The 15,209-nt window shown below is 39.6% G+C and carries 12 protein-coding genes and 1 tRNA gene; 9 read left to right on the top strand and 4 right to left on the bottom strand.

Features of this window, described 5'->3' with window-relative positions; all coding sequences use genetic code 11:
- The first annotated feature begins 90 nt into the window (after positions 1-90).
- From DI076_RS05510 to DI076_RS05535, 6 genes are all read left to right on the top strand, one after another.
- Entirely contained in the window at positions 91-879 is a 789-nt protein-coding gene (locus DI076_RS05510; RefSeq protein ID WP_174705029.1) for a hypothetical protein, read from the top strand.
- Between the two features lie 88 nt (positions 880-967).
- A complete protein-coding gene (gene rpsU / locus DI076_RS05515) occupies positions 968-1,186 on the top strand; it encodes a 30S ribosomal protein S21 (protein ID WP_012388550.1) in 219 nt (72 codons plus the stop codon).
- Between the two features lie 19 nt (positions 1,187-1,205).
- Positions 1,206-1,661, top strand: a complete 456-nt coding sequence (locus DI076_RS05520; RefSeq protein WP_108958983.1) for a GatB/YqeY domain-containing protein — start codon at positions 1,206-1,208, stop codon at positions 1,659-1,661.
- A 12-nt stretch (positions 1,662-1,673) separates the two neighbouring features.
- Positions 1,674-3,485 carry a DNA primase gene (dnaG, locus tag DI076_RS05525; protein ID WP_108958984.1) on the top strand — a complete coding sequence of 604 codons (1,812 nt, stop codon included), beginning with the start codon at positions 1,674-1,676 and terminating at the stop codon, positions 3,483-3,485.
- Between the two features lie 16 nt (positions 3,486-3,501).
- Entirely contained in the window at positions 3,502-5,274 is a 1,773-nt protein-coding gene (gene rpoD / locus DI076_RS05530; protein ID WP_100718534.1) for an RNA polymerase sigma factor RpoD, read from the top strand.
- Positions 5,275-5,331: 57 nt separating this feature from the next.
- The gene (locus tag DI076_RS05535) at positions 5,332-6,474 is read left to right on the top strand and encodes an NADase-type glycan-binding domain-containing protein (protein WP_108958985.1); all 1,143 of its coding nucleotides are present in this window, start codon (positions 5,332-5,334) and stop codon (positions 6,472-6,474) included.
- 52 nt (positions 6,475-6,526) lie between these two features.
- Here DI076_RS05535 and DI076_RS05540 read toward each other — a convergent pair whose 3' ends face one another.
- Positions 6,527-8,134 carry a glycerol-3-phosphate dehydrogenase/oxidase gene (locus DI076_RS05540; RefSeq protein ID WP_108958986.1) on the bottom strand — a complete coding sequence of 536 codons (1,608 nt, stop codon included), beginning with the start codon at positions 8,132-8,134 and terminating at the stop codon, positions 6,527-6,529.
- A 97-nt stretch (positions 8,135-8,231) separates the two neighbouring features.
- On the opposite strand from DI076_RS05540, the gene tyrS reads away from it, so the two are divergent.
- On the top strand, positions 8,232-9,458 hold the full coding sequence (gene tyrS, locus DI076_RS05545; RefSeq protein WP_108958987.1) for a tyrosine--tRNA ligase: 1,227 nt from the start codon (positions 8,232-8,234) through the stop codon (positions 9,456-9,458).
- Between the two features lie 72 nt (positions 9,459-9,530).
- Positions 9,531-10,721 carry a polysaccharide deacetylase family protein gene (locus DI076_RS05550; protein WP_108958988.1) on the top strand — a complete coding sequence of 397 codons (1,191 nt, stop codon included), beginning with the start codon at positions 9,531-9,533 and terminating at the stop codon, positions 10,719-10,721.
- A 70-nt stretch (positions 10,722-10,791) separates the two neighbouring features.
- Here the strand turns inward: DI076_RS05550 and DI076_RS05555 are convergent, their stop codons facing one another.
- The 3 genes from DI076_RS05555 to DI076_RS05565 all read right to left on the bottom strand — a co-directional run bounded on the left by DI076_RS05555 (position 10,792) and on the right by DI076_RS05565 (position 14,821).
- The gene (locus tag DI076_RS05555) at positions 10,792-14,046 is read right to left on the bottom strand and encodes an efflux RND transporter permease subunit (protein ID WP_108958989.1); all 3,255 of its coding nucleotides are present in this window, start codon (positions 14,044-14,046) and stop codon (positions 10,792-10,794) included.
- A 48-nt stretch (positions 14,047-14,094) separates the two neighbouring features.
- Complete coding sequence (def, locus tag DI076_RS05560) at positions 14,095-14,634, bottom strand: peptide deformylase (protein WP_108958990.1); 540 nt, start codon at positions 14,632-14,634, stop codon at positions 14,095-14,097.
- Between the two features lie 114 nt (positions 14,635-14,748).
- A tRNA-Ala gene (locus DI076_RS05565) sits at positions 14,749-14,821 on the bottom strand.
- Between the two features lie 75 nt (positions 14,822-14,896).
- Between DI076_RS05565 and DI076_RS05570 the strand changes: the two genes are divergently transcribed.
- Positions 14,897-15,208 carry a hypothetical protein gene (locus DI076_RS05570; RefSeq protein WP_012388560.1) on the top strand — a complete coding sequence of 104 codons (312 nt, stop codon included), beginning with the start codon at positions 14,897-14,899 and terminating at the stop codon, positions 15,206-15,208.
- The last annotated feature ends 1 nt before the right edge of the window (position 15,209 follow it).

Raw genomic sequence — 15,209 nt, forward strand, 5'->3', positions numbered from 1 at the left:
CCTTTCTCCTTTTGAAAGTGGATGACAAATCCGATACTGTACGTTAGAACCTCCATGACTGAGCCAATGCACCTAATCCCTTCTCCTTCTATGCAGATGACCGACTACCACTCCCGCCGTTTGGGACTCAGTTTTGCCAGTGTTGGTGCCTATCTTGGTTGGGTGTATTTGGGAAAAGAATTGGTTTATGAATTTGGGCAAACGAAGGAAGAAGAGAATATCCGAGGGATTGTTTCCAATTCGTACTCCCATTGGACCCGCACTATGGGGTATTTATCTCCCATCTCCATCGAGTCCTTTCGTGAAAAGGCAAGAGAAGTTGAATTATCCGTCATCCGTCTGCCTGAAGGGGAAGTTCCTGTTTTTGTTTTAGTTTTACTCGAAAAAGGGCAAAGTTTACCCACTAGGGTTTGGGAAGACCTTTCGAACCAAGTCCTAACCTTTTGTGCGACCGGGATATCCCTTCGTGAAAAGAATTTACTCGATTTTGAAACCATCACAGAACCCATTCGCAAACGAATGGAGAAGGCATTTCAAGGAGACACAAAATCCGGTGTGATTGCATTTTTTCACCTCCAAGACTTAAGTCCCTTTTTTAAACCGATGGGGGTCATCAAAAGCCAAGAAATTCTACGAGAAGTGACTGCCACCCTCCACAAAGAAACGAGGGAAAATGAATTCAATTTCCAACTGAACCCTAGGTCGTATTTTTTATTTTGCCCTGGGGAAACATTGGATGGAGCGAATCACAGGTTCGGTTCTTTGTACTTTCCTTCCAAACATTTGATTTTGGACTATAAATTGAAGATTTTCCCGATCGATGGGGACATTTTGGCGGATGATGCCAAGTTTTCGTCCATTTTTCTTGAAAATTTCTAAAAGCATTTTTACGCTGAATTGACAGAATAGGGCTCTTTCCGATACCGTCAAAACTAGACCATTTTTACAAAAGGACAGTTGTTTGTCTATGACCCCACAAGTAGGGATTTATTTAAAAGAAGGGGAATCTATTGAGGCAGCGCTTCGTAGATTCAAAAGAGATTGTGCAAATGCTGGTATCATGAGCGAAATCAAACGCCGTGAATACTTTGAGAAGCCAAGTGTCATTAAGAAAAAAGCAGTGGAAGCTGCCAAACGCAAACGAGACAAAAAGAAAAGATTATTTGCTAAAAAAGATAAACTTTAATCTTTAAGCCGGTTTTCCTATGACCCTGCAAGAGACGATCAATTCCGATCTAAAAACGGCGTTAAAAGCCAAGGATGAAAAAGTCCTCGGCACCTTACGTCTAATGAAAGCAGAAATTCAATATGAATTAACGAAAACTGGCGCTTCTGAACTTTCGGATACTGCAGTCATGCAGATCCTCAAATCCAATTACAAACGCCGTAAGGATACCGCTTTGGAATACGACAAAGCGAAACGTCCTGATCTGTCGAGTAAAGAAATTGAAGAAGCAGAAATCATCTCACGTTATATTCCTAAAGAAGTCTCCGAAGAAGAAATTAACATAGCAGTGAAAGAAGCTGTAACCCAGTTAGGTGCAAGTGGACCTCAGGATATGGGAAAGGTGATGGGGAATGTAATGGCAAAATTTAAAGGACAAAATATAGACGGCTCCAAGGTATCCTCCCTCGTTAAACAAGCACTTAGCGCCAGTTAAAAAAACTAAACTGTGAATCCTTACCAAAGTTTTAAAGAAAGAGTTCGCAGAGAAGTCTCCATTGACTCCTACATCAATAGATTTGTTCCCTTACGCCGGATGGGTAGAAACCTTGTTGGCATTTGTCCTTTCCATAATGAAAAAACTCCCTCATTCAATGTAAACCCTGAAGGTGGATTTTACCACTGTTTTGGGTGTAAGGCATCTGGTGATTTATTCCGTTTTGTGATGGATTACCAAAAGGTTGATTTTTTAAAATCCCTCGAAATCCTTTCGGAATACTCTGGCATTCCCCTTGTGGAACGCACTAAGGAAGAAGAAGAGTCTGAACGAAAAAAAGAAGCACTCTACCAAATTTCCCAAAAAGCTCTCGAATATTTCCAAAAAAATCTAAACACTGCTGCCGGTGAACTGGCGTTAAAGTATTTAGAGTCACGTGGATTGTATAGCGAAGACATAAAAGTGTTTCAAATTGGATTTGGACTTCCTGGATTTGGGAATTTACGCGGCGAATTATTAAAAACAGAAGCCGAAGTAAAATTGGGGGAACAGTTGGGTCTACTCAAACGCCAAGACCAAAACAAAGACCCGTATGATTTTTTCCGCAATCGGATCATGTTCCCTGTGATTGATACAAGAGGGCGAGTGGTTGCTTTTTCGGGTAGGATCCTTGGGGAATCCGAAGAAGCCAAATACATCAATAGTCCAAACTCTTTGATCTATGATAAAAGTCGTACATTTTACAATTTAAATTTATCCCAAGATAGCATCCGCAAAACAAGAGAAGCAGTGATCGTAGAAGGGGTGTTTGACGCCATTGGACTCTTTCGGAGAGGGATTGAATTTGTTGTAGCCCCTCTCGGAACTGGATTTACGGAAGGGCATGTTCGCATCTTAAAAAACATGGCAGACAAAGTGTATTTAATGATGGATTCTGATAAAGCAGGAACCAAAGGTGCTTTCCGAGCTGTGAACCTTCTCTCCAAAGAGGGAGTGGTTGTCAAAGTGTGCCATATCCCAGAAGGAAAAGATCCTTTTGATTATTCAATCCATCATAACAAACAAGAAATCCGGGATTTATTGGAAGAGGCTGCACCAGCTTCCCAATTTATGATCCGAGAAATCCTCGGTGGTGCGGGACCCACATCCCTTGCGGAAGAAAAACAAGCGGGAGTCAAAAAACTTTTCGAATTCTTAAAACCCATGGAGAAGGAAACTGACAAACAGGTCTATTTAGAAGAGGGTGCACGCCAACTTGGGCTATCGTTTTCTTCTCTTTTTCAGGACTTTCGTGGGAAACCAGGTGTAACTTCGACCCCTGCTGTTGTCGATACTAAGAAAGACCGTTCCATTCAAAAACCGGGGAAACCTTCTCCTGTTCTTGTTTGTGAACGGAAAATGATCGCCATGCTCATCCAAAACTTGGAGTTATTCAGTTTTGCTGATGATTTGTTGTCGCTCGAGTTTCGTGATGAGGTTTCTGCCTTTTTTTGGGACTATCTATATACAAAGTATTTGCAGAATGAGAACCTAACGGCTGCAGAAATTCTTTCGAGGGAAGAAATTCCATCGGAATACCTGGGACTAATTGCTGAACATTTTTCGGCCGATGTGACAGTAACCCCAGCGACATTTAAAGCGATGTTTTTTTACCATGCGGATTTGTTGGATGACGCAAGGATGGAAGAACTTGTGAAAGAAATGGCCAAACCTGACTTAACGATTGAAGAAAAGAACAATCTATTGTCAGAACTTTCACTTTTGAAGAGTGAAAAAAATAAGAGATCTGTGTATCTCAGAACGATCCAAACGTTAGAAGTCTAAAGAGGATAAAGGTAGAATGGAAAATCTAGCAAGCCTACCAGAAGTACAAAAGATTATCTCCATCGGAAAGGCAAACCGAGAGGTATCGTATGATGAGATCAATGAAATACTACCGGATAAAATTCTAAACTCCGAAAAGATTGATGACGTCTTCACCTTGTTACACGAGATGGGGATTGAGATTGTAGAAGAGTATTCCAAAAAATCATTGGAAGAATCTAGTTCCCTCACAACGACCAAAGAAGAAACTACCAAAGAAACAAAAGAAAAACCGGCACGTAAAAAAAGAGAGTCCAGTGTTTCTTCCAGTTCTGAGGATCCGATTCGGCTTTATCTCAAAGAAATTGGTAAAGTTTCCCTCATTTCAGGGGAAACCGAAGTGTTCCTTGCCAAACGGATTGAGAAGGGTGAAAAAATCATTGAAGAAACGATATTAAGTTCTTCTATCCTTCGCCAAAACTTTGCTAAACTCATTCCAAAAATTAAGTCCAAAAAAATCAAAGTATATGACTTGGTAAAAGTGGACAAAATGTACGCACTCAACCAAGAGCAAGCGGACAAATTAGAAAAAGTTTTTTTTGAAAATATGGAACTCATCCAACAGGATGAAAAAGTTCTCAACGAATCCACAAACCGTATTCGAAAGTATTCTGAAAATTCTAAGAAGTTCAAAGAACTCAAAGAAAAAATCGATATGTCTACGGGCAAAATTGATGAAGCCATTCGTAAAATTGGAGTTTCCCAAAAAGAAATCCAAAAGATCTCTCAAAAGATCAAGTCGATGGTTTTCCGTGTTAAGGAGATTGAAAAACATTTCCTTAAAATCAAAGCCAAATATGGTCATGATGTTCGTGAAATCAAAGCGCTCAACCGTTTCATCGAAAAAAATGAGAACTTAGATGAAATCGAAAAAATGATGGGTTGTGACATTGATGAAGTCAGAGAAGTCATCAAAGACATTCGTAACAACGAACGGAAACTCCGTCGTATGGAACAGGAAGCTGGTTCTCCTGTTGGGGAAATCAAAGACTGGGGTGAAAAAATCATCAAAGGGGAAAGGGAAATTGCACAAGCAAAACGTGAACTTGTGCGAGCAAACCTCCGTTTGGTGGTCTCCATTGCAAAACGGTATGCAAACCGTGGAATGCATTTTTTTGACCTCATCCAAGAAGGAAACATTGGTCTCATTCGTGCAGTCGATAAGTTTGAATACAAAAAGGGGTATAAGTTTTCTACGTATGCCACTTGGTGGATTAGGCAAGCCATCACTCGTGCGATCTCTGACCAAGCTCGTACGATCCGTGTTCCAGTTCACATGATTGAACAAGTAAACAAAGTGATCCGTGAAACTCGTCTCTTTGTACAAGAATTTGGACGTGATCCTTCTAATGATGAAATTGCAGAACGTCTTGGCTGGCCTGTTCAAAAAGTTAAGGCTGTGAAAAACGTAGCGCGTGAACCAATTTCTCTCGAGATTCCTGTGGGTTCTGAAGAAGATTCGGAACTCGGAGATTTTATCGAAGACAAAGAAGTGATTTCACCGCTGAACTCAGCTGCGTCTTCCATTCTTTCCGAACAAATCAGACAAGTTTTACAAACACTTCCGGCGCGGGAACAAAAAGTCATTCGTATGCGTTTTGGTTTGGATGATGGGTATGCACAAACACTCGAAGAAGTAGGTTACCAATTCAAAGTGACTCGTGAAAGGATTCGTCAGATTGAAGCAAAAGCGTTGCGAAGACTCCGTCACCCAAGTCGCTCGAAAAAATTGAAAGACTATATCGATTAAACAAAACTGTTTTTCGCTTGATCGGTCTTTCGAAGAGATTCATGGTTTGGAACATCCATGGATCTCTTTTTTTTTACAAAAATCAAAATGTTTCCTTTTGATTCCTTTTATAAACTAGCGAATCAAAAGGTAACTTCACCCACTTTTTCCCATCTCTCTCGTGTATTTGTTTCCATTCTCTTTATAATGTTCCTAACTCATTGTAAAGCTTCGGAAAAACAAATGGATTATGAGAAAACCCAAAGTGTTGGCCAAGTGAGTCCCGAAGAACCTTGGAGGTTTAGTCCTGAATTTGCAATGGATGAAAAATATGCGACTGCATTTTGTGCAAATGCCAAAGAAGTAGGGTCTGGCTTCACTTTATTTTTATCTAATCAAACAAAATTTACAGCATTGCAATTGTTAAATGGATATCATCGTTCTGTGAATGATCTAAAGGGCAATGATATGATTAAAAAGCTGAGAGTTTCTTCCTTTTGGATGGAGAAAAACGATTCGAAAAATCAGTTTAAATTGGACAGAACCAAAGACATTGAACTTTCCAAAGCAAAATTCGGGAAACAAGGTCTACAGGTATTGGATTTAGATTCTACATTTGAAGGGAATGTGATTCGTTTTGAGATTTTAGAAACCTATGGACTTGGAACTACAGGGCGTGTTTGTCTTTCCGAAATCAAAATGGGTGAGATGATTAAGGATAGTTTTTCTGCATCACCTTGGGTGTCCTTTGATAAAATCAAATTGGCCATTTCTCAATTTGGTAAAGCAGAACGACATGCTTATGGTTTCAAACAATTGGTTTTGGCAAACGAAAAGGGTACAATCTTATTTTACGACCAAGGAACTATTTTACCTGTTTTCTTTAAACCTGACCAAACTTTTAGTTTTTCTGAAATGTATGGAGAAGGTGACCCTACTAGTTTTTTACCATCACTCATTGGCACTTACACAATCTTACAAGCAACAGAGGATGGATTAGAAATCAATTTAAGTTATTTTGACCAAGGTGGGATTGAAAGAAATATATCATGGATTTTCAAACGAGCAGAAGTTGGTGATGAAGATTATGAAAATTTTAAAACAAAACTTGGTACTAAATTTTCAGAAGTGTACCAACCCAAAACCCATTTCCTCTTTGTATTGAAAGAAAAAGAAACGGGCAGAACCTTTTATCACTATGAGTTGCCAATTCCGAAATAAATTAGGTGCAGGTGAAAAAAAGCTACCTAATTTATGTTCGATGCCTTTTTCGTTAAGAAATAGTTTTCTTTAAATCTTTGATGTGTTTTAGGAGTTCATTCAAAGATGATTTTTTTTCCGTATCTTTCCAACCGAGTTCTTTTCCGAGTACATTACTGACTGGAACTGCAAGGGATTCTGCCAGTTTTAAATCAAGGAAAACTACTCTCCATCGCCTCGAGAGAACATCAGAAACAGAAAGAGCAAATTCCTTTTTCACAAAATGTTTGATTTCTTCTGCAAAGTAACCTGACCCTTTTTTGATTTCTTTTGGTTTTTTACCTAGGATGAGAGGCACCTCCCCTCCATAAGAATCTACCAATCGAACGGCTGTTTCATAAGGAAGGTCGTACATCGTTTGGATCTTTGCCACCAAATGTTTGCTATACCCATCGGCACCTGGGAAAGCAAAACTTGCTGTGACACAGTTCATTTTGGATGGAAGGTTTCCAACAGAGATCAATTTGTCGGTGAGGTCTTCCGCCATTTTACGGAAAGTGGACCATTTCCCTCCCGACATTGTCACAAGACCAGAATCCGAGACGAGGATGGCTTCTTCCCTGGAAATGGATTTAGTGTCCTTTTTGTCTCCTGTGGAAATGAGAGGGCGTAGACCACTAAAGACAGATTCAATGTCGTCTTTTGTTAATTTTGTATCTAGGTAATCATTTCCAGTTTGGAGTAAAAATTCCACTTCGGATTGTAAGGGCAAAGGTTCATCTTCAATTTTTTGAATCGGGGTGTCTGTGGTTCCTAGGAGTACTTTCCCTTCCCAAGGGATCACAAATACCACTCTACCATCCGCAGTTTTCGGAATGATCATCGCAGTCCGGCAAGGGAGTTTCTCTTTATCAAATACGAGGTGGATTCCTTGGCTTGGAGCAAGGACATTTTCTGCTTTGGGATCATCGAGTTTACGGAGAGAATCAATCCACACACCGGTTGTATTGGCGACCACTTTGGCTTTGATCGAGACAACTTTTTTTGTAAGAGAATCTTTTGCAGTCACACCAATGATTTTACCATTGTTATCCTTTAAAAAGGATGTCACTTCAATCCTTGAGACAATGTCCGCTCCATTTTCTTTTGCGGCACGAATGGTTGTTACATTGAGTCTTGCATCATTGAACTGTGCATCATAGTAGGAGATTCCACCCTTTAGGTTTTCTTTTTTGAGGGAAGCAAAGTAATCGAGGGCAGTTGCTTTCGAAATTCGTTCATGGCCAGGGACAATCGATTTTCCAGCAAGGATATCATACATCGTAAGACCAATGGAATAAAACGGTTTTTCCCACCAAACATAGGTTGGTAAAACAAAGGGAAGTGGTTTGACTAAGTGCGGTGCATTGATGAGAAGTCGTTTCCGCTCTGACAATGCTTCATAAATTAATTTAAAATGGAATTGGGCAAGATACCTCACTCCACCGTGGATGAGTTTGGTAGATCGGGAACTCGTTCCTTGCGAAAAGTCTCCTTTTTCCAATAAGGCTACTTTGTAACCTCGGAGACTGGCATCAAGGGCTGTGCCGGAACCGGTGGCACCACCACCCAAAATTAAAATATCATACTGGGTTGATTCTAAATGTTTTAGCGTTTGTTTTCTTTCATCTAAATGGTTCATAAGGGTTTTTACGTACTTTGGTGGTTGCCTATAGAGATTCTAAGGTTAGTGTTGTCAAAAGTCACCTTTTCTACCATCGAAAATTTTTGAAATTGTTATGAAAACTGAAAGAGAATTGAACCAAGAATTAGAAACCATCCGCCGAGGCACTGTCGAAATCATCAGTGAAGGGGAACTTTTAGAAAAAATCAAATCCAAACCTTCCTTAACGATCAAGGCAGGATTTGATCCAACGGCACCTGATTTACATTTAGGCCATTTTGTGTTACTGCGAAAGCTCAAACATTTCCAAGACTTGGGCCATGATGTTTGTTTTATGCTAGGTGATTTCACAGCAATGATTGGTGATCCAACCGGAAAATCGGAAACACGCAAACGCCTTTCAAAAGAAGAGGTATTGGAAAATTCTAAAACCTACCAAACACAAGTTTTTAAAATCTTGGACCCAAATAAAACTCGTATCCTTTACAATTCTCACTGGTGTTCGGAATTAAAATTTGAAGATGTATTGGTTCTGACTTCGAAGTATACAGTTTCGCGTATGTTGGAACGAGATGATTTCACCAAACGCCACAAAGCGGGAACACCCATTTCGATGATTGAGTTTTTATACCCACTCGTACAGGGTTATGATTCCGTTGCAATGAAGTCTGATGTGGAACTTGGAGGAACAGACCAAAAGTTTAATATGCTCGTTGGTCGCGACTTACAAAGAGAATACGGTCAAAAACCACAAGCCGTGATCACTTTGCCTTTGTTAGTTGGGCTTGATGGTGTGAAAAAAATGTCCAAGTCTCTTGGCAATTATGTAGGCATCATTGAAAAACCCATCGACATGTACGGTAAAATTATGTCTATCTCTGATGATCTGATGTGGAATTATTTTGAACTTCTCACAGACCTACCGATGTCCGAAGTGGAAAAACGAAAAGAGGGGATTCGTTCCAAATCCCTCCATCCGAAAGAAGTCAAAACAGAACTAGCCCTTCTCATCATGGACCAAATGCATCCAAAAGAAGAAAACCGTAAAGCAGTGGAAGAATGGACTGCCATCCATAATACCAAAAACAGAGCTCTACCAGACGAAATTCCGACAGAAAGTTTGGACTCCAGTTATTTTACAGAAAAACCACCTCTCCTTGTTTATGTATTGTCCCAACTCAAATTCATACCGAGTGTTTCAGAAGGCCGACGGCTCATCCAAGCAGGGGGATTGTATTTGGATGAGGAAAAAATAACGGACCCTGGCTTTGTTTTGGAGCAGGGGAAAGAATACCTCATCAGGCAAGGGAAAAAAGGGAAATTTTTAAAGATCAAAACCTAAACTTGGGAGAGGGACGAGTATAGAACCCTAGTCCCAATTCCGATAATCGATATTAAGGAAAGCCATACCTACATGTCACTCGATCCGACAAACGAAGAGAAAGAAATCCAGGACATTGTCCATGAACTTTCTAAGGACATAGAAAAGGATCGATTGTTTGCTAAAAAACTCCGTCGTTTTGCCTTTATCTCTGCTTTATCCTTTGTTGGTCTTACCGTTTTTGTTTTACTCAGTTATCTGCTCTATTTGAGCCTCAGTGTGACAAAACTCGAATCCGAAGTAAAAGAAAAAGACCGAAGTTTAAGAGAATTGGAACAGTCTCTTTTTTCTTTGATGTACCAAGAACAACTTAGGGAAGAGAATGCTCTGGCAGGGGACACCGAACCTGATACCGAACTTGCGAAACAAGTGGAAGAAAATATCGAGTTTTTAAAGGAAGTGAGTCAGAATACCAAAGGACGTAACATCTTACGTGGGAATGAATCTCAAAAGGAAATTGCTCTAACCTTTGACTTGGCAACTGGCGAAGAACTTCCCGTACTTTATAATTACATAAAAGAACATAAAATCAAAGTAACTTTGTTTTTATCCAATGAAAGACCATCCGATATCAATGGTTCTTTTTTTGTCAGACAAAACTTAGATTATATCAAGCGGATGGCAAAAACAGGTGCTGTCGAATTTGGGAATCATACTTGGTCCCATTTTAACTACCAACGTTCTGTAACCGAAACATCCTTAAAAAAAAGAATGGTACTCGAATACTTATCTAAGTCAGTACTCGACCTTCCTCGTATGGCAGAGGAACTTAAACGAGTGGAAGATACCTTTTATTCTCTCACCAAACAAGAGTTAAAAAAATATTACCGTTTGCCTTATGGAGCTCTTAGCCAATTGATTTTAGATGCCCATGCAAGTCTTGGTTATACGGATCACATTATGTGGTCAAATAATGCCAAAGGATCTCTAGACTTACCTGATTATATCAGTAAACAATTCCTATATAAAAAAACGTCAAAAGGCAAAAAGGAAGTCGTAAAAAATCCACATTATAAAACAGGAGAGGAAACTCTTACGTTTTTAGACAATTGGGAAAAAGCGGACCCAAATGGAATGAATGGTGCGATTATCCTCATGCACCTTGGTGGTCCTCGTAAATTTGATAAATTGATTTATATCCTTCCGACTTTCATTGAAAGAATGAAAGAAAAGGGTTACAAATTTGTAACCCTTTCTGAAGTTTTAAACGATAAAAAGGACTAACAGAAGAGACAAAATTTAATTTTGCACTATTACCTTTGGACCATGGGTAATCACTCTTTTCTATTATCGTTCAAACAAATCGTTTTTTTCGATTTTGATACCGAGTTACGACACTGTCTTTAAAGGTATATAAGTTTAAGTAAAAGACAGGAACCATAATCAACGTAATAAATGTCGCGAAAGCAAGTCCCCAACCAAATGCAAGAGCCATAGGAACAAGGAAAGGGTCCTTTCCTCCAATTCCATACGCAGTTGGCAAAAGACCAAGTACTGTTGTAACGGTTGTTAGCATCACGGCACGTAGGCGGATGCTCCCTGCCTCCACTAACAATTCAAAGGTGGATTTCGATGGGTCTTCAATGCGTAGTTGGTTGGCACAGTCCACAAGTACAATGGAGTCGTTTACGACTACCCCCGCAAGTCCAATGATTCCAAGAAAAGCCAAAAAGGAAAATGGTTGTCCATGCAATAAAAAAGCAAAGATCACACCAATGACAGCAAATGGAATGGCACTCATCACAATGAGAGGTTGGGCTAAGGAGCGGAAGAGGGAAGCAAGGATCATATAAATGATGAGTAGCCCCACAAGGAAAGCTCGCCCAAGGGAAGCCATTGATTCTTCTGTGTCTTTGTTTTCTCCAGAAAACCGAACCGAATAACCAGGGTATTTGGCTATGATTCCTTCTGTGAGTTGTTTTGCCTCCAAATTCACTTGCCTCGATGTGGAAATTGTTTCATCAATATTCGAAGTTACGGTAAGAAGCCTTTTTCCATCCAAATGGTTAATTGATGCTCGGCCTGGGTTCCGATCATAACTGGTTAATCGTGAAACTGGTATTAGATTTCCGGTAAGGTTATTTACGTATACTTTATTCAAATGTGTAAGGGACGACCTGTATTCCTCAGGGAAACGAACACGTACATCTACTTCTTCATCCGCACGTTTGATTTTGGTAGAAACAGTTCCTTGTAAAGCTGTGTTGATCGCAAGGGAAACAGACTGAACACTCACACCTGCAAACGATGCTAGTGATTCGTCTACGGAGACGCGGATTTCGTCTTTTCCTTCATTAAAGTCGTCACCGATATCAGTAACACCTTTGATTTTTGCTAAAGCGGCTTTGTATTCGGCACCAATTTTAAGTAAGGTGGCAAAGTCGTCCCCTTTGATTTCAATTGCTACTGGTTTTCCAACGGGTGGTCCACCTGCTAATTTTTCAAATTCCAAGTTAATCAGTTTACCTTTTAACGGTAAAAACTCATTTGGAATGGCATCAATTTGGACTTTGTCCTCTTGTTTTTTATCTACATTTTCTTTCGCTAGTTTTTCTTCGAGTAAGGCAAGTGCCTTATCATTCAAAAGATACTTTGTGTTTTCCCTCACAACTTCTATGATTTTTTCAGTGGAGCGGTCCCTGTTGTCATCGGGGGTTAGATACACCATAACTTGGGCATAGTTTTTTCCACGTTTTGTAAAAGGATCATTCGGATCTTTTTGAATGATCCCCACACGTGAGATAAAGTTCTCCACTTCACCTTCAGGAAGTTTGGCGATACTATGTTCAATGGCACGAATGAAACGATCAGTTTCTTCCAGTTTTAATCCTGTTTCCGCAGTGACTCTCACTTGGAATGTTTCAATGGCACCTGGGAAAAGTTTGAACTTTCCAAATTTAGTTTGGATCGCCAATGAAAATACAAATAAACCCAATAATAAACCTACCATTTTCCATCGGTTACTCAATGCAAAACGTAAGAGCGGGAGGTAAGTTTTTTCTTTAAACTTAATGAACCAATGTGATTCTTCTTTTACTTCCCCCTTCATATCACTTGCCTTACTCACATCATACAAGTGAGACGGTAACATAAAAAAAGCTTCAAAAAGAGAACTACACAAGGAAAGGATCACAACAAGGGGAATGGAATGGATGAATTTTCCAAAGATCCCTGTCATAAATAACATAGGTCCAAACGCAGCAATGGTTGTTGTTACCGTTGCGGTAACTGGAGCCAATACTTCACTTGTCCCACGCATGGCAGCTTCAAATGGTTCTTCTCCCATTTCTAAATGGCGGTATACGTTTTCACAAATGATGATGGCATCATCGACTAAAATTCCCACAACAATGATGAGTCCCATCATCGATATGAGGTTTAATGTAAGACCCATATAATTCATGGCAACAAAGGTCATAGCAATGGATATGGGAATTCCAAGTGCTGTCATGAGTGCCATTCTCCATCCGAGGAAAACAAAGAGGGATGCAGTCACTAAAAATAAACCAGAAACTGCATTTGAAGTTAAAACACCTAGTCTTCTTCTTATATATTTTGATAAATCATTTACAAACGCATGTTTGATTGCGCCATTCGAGGAGTTAATAAACGTTTCGACTACTTTTTTGGAATCATCAACAACCGTAATGGCATCTGCTTTTTCGCGTTTGATTACAGTAAGTGCAATGGCTATGTTACCATTTGATTTGTCTATATAATCTGAATCTTCAAACCCTTCTGTGACTCTGGCTACATCGCGAATCCGAACGGATCTACCTGCATCATTGGTTCTAATAAAGACGTTTTCGATTTCCTCGGCAGTATCAAACTCACCAACTGTTCGTACAATAATTTCCCTTGTTTTTTCATTGATGTTTCCACCTGGAAAGTTGATGTTTCTCTGACGAAGGGCACTGATCACTTGGGTGGAAGAGAGAGAGAATGCTCTCAATTTATCAGGATCTAAGTCCACTTTCATCTCTCGTTCACGCCAACCTCGTTTGGTGATCCTCGCAACAGAAGGTAGGTCTTTTAGTTTTTCTTCTAATATTTTTGCTTGGTCTCTGAGTTCTTTTGCACTGAGGATTGGTTTTCCGTCTTTTAGGGTGGAAGAGAGATGGATTTCGATAACAGGTTGTCTTGCTGTTGTAATCTCTGTTACAATTGGATCTTCTACTTCCGTTGGTAAATCTTGGATCCTATCAATTGCTGATTTTAGATCATCTACCACTTTCTGAGTGTTTTTTGTATTAGGATCAATTGTAATGATGATACCAGAACGATTTTCTAACGAAGCAGAACGAAATTCTTTGATTCCATCAACTTCTTTAATGGCATCTTCTAAAGGTTTGGTGACAAGTTTTTCCACATCAGCGGGAGCCGCACCAGGATAAAGAGTTGTAACACTCACAATATCAAAATTGATATTGGGAAATGCCTCTCTGTTCATCGTAGCCGCAGTAAATCCACCAACTAATATGATTAAAAAAGTTAATAGGTTTACGAATAAACTTTTGGAAAGAAAATACTGTACTATGGATGAACCCATGGAATCTCCTATAAGAGTGAACCTATAAAAATCATAATGAAATTTATTTTAATCTAACAATTTACCAGCGGTATCAATGTCTTCGTTATAACCAAAAAGTTTTGTGCTTTTTAATCGATCTACATACAGAACGCCGAACAAATGATCACATTCATGTTGTAATACGATGGCTCTATACCCTTCAATGATTTCGTCATGTTCTTCGAAATTTTCATCACGCCATTTCATTCGGATTTTGTTAGGTCGTTCCACATAACCACGCATTCCAGGCACTGATAAACACCCTTCCCAAAATCCATCAGCAGGAGGACTTAAGGGTGTGATTTCCGGATTTAAGATGATTTGGTTCGGAACTTCTGGGGTTCCTGGGTATCGTTCATTGTCATCTTCTTGCCCAACGACCACTAATTTTTTTAAAACTCCAATTTGTGGGGCAGCAAGTCCCACACCATCGGCATGGCGCATGGTTTCAAACATATCGCGTATCAATTTTTTGAAATCCTTGGTTTGGATTTCGGATTCGGTCACATCTTCACTTGTTTGCCTAAGGATCGGATTACCAATTTTAAGAATTTTTCGTACTGCCATAATCTAATATGGAATAGATTGAAAAAGGTCACTGAATGATCAAGTGAACTCCTAGTCGATTGAAAAAGAATTTGACAGGCTGGGCTTAAAACGCTGAAATCTCGTGAGGGATTTTGGAGACGAGGGGAATCGAACCCCCGACCTTTTGAATGCCATTCAAACGCTCTCCCAACTGAGCTACGTCCCCTTGTGCTTTTCCAAGGTGCGAGACCGCGTTTGTCTGTCAACAGAATCCCAAAATGGCTAAGGAACCAAAGACTTTATGGGACAAGATACGGTAGAAGAACTCACTAAAAAATTGAAAATCCAATCGGATATCATTAAAGGTTATGAAAAAGTTCTTAGGCTCAATGAACAAGAATTAGCAAACGCAGACGAAATCATTCGTATGTACGAACAAATCATTGATTACTCACGTGTAGAATTAAGAGAAGCCAAAGAAACTGTCCAAGCAAGTACGATGGTATCCAATTTAAGTCGAGATGAATTAATGTCTGCATTTGATAAAATCAAATCTCTCGAAGATGCAAATCGTAAACTCAGAGAAGAATCTTTAAAGTTTAGCAAAGATTAGA

Origin of the sequence: Leptospira ellinghausenii (assembly GCF_003114815.1) — a bacterium.
GTDB classification, from domain to species: domain Bacteria; phylum Spirochaetota; class Leptospiria; order Leptospirales; family Leptospiraceae; genus Leptospira_A; species Leptospira_A ellinghausenii.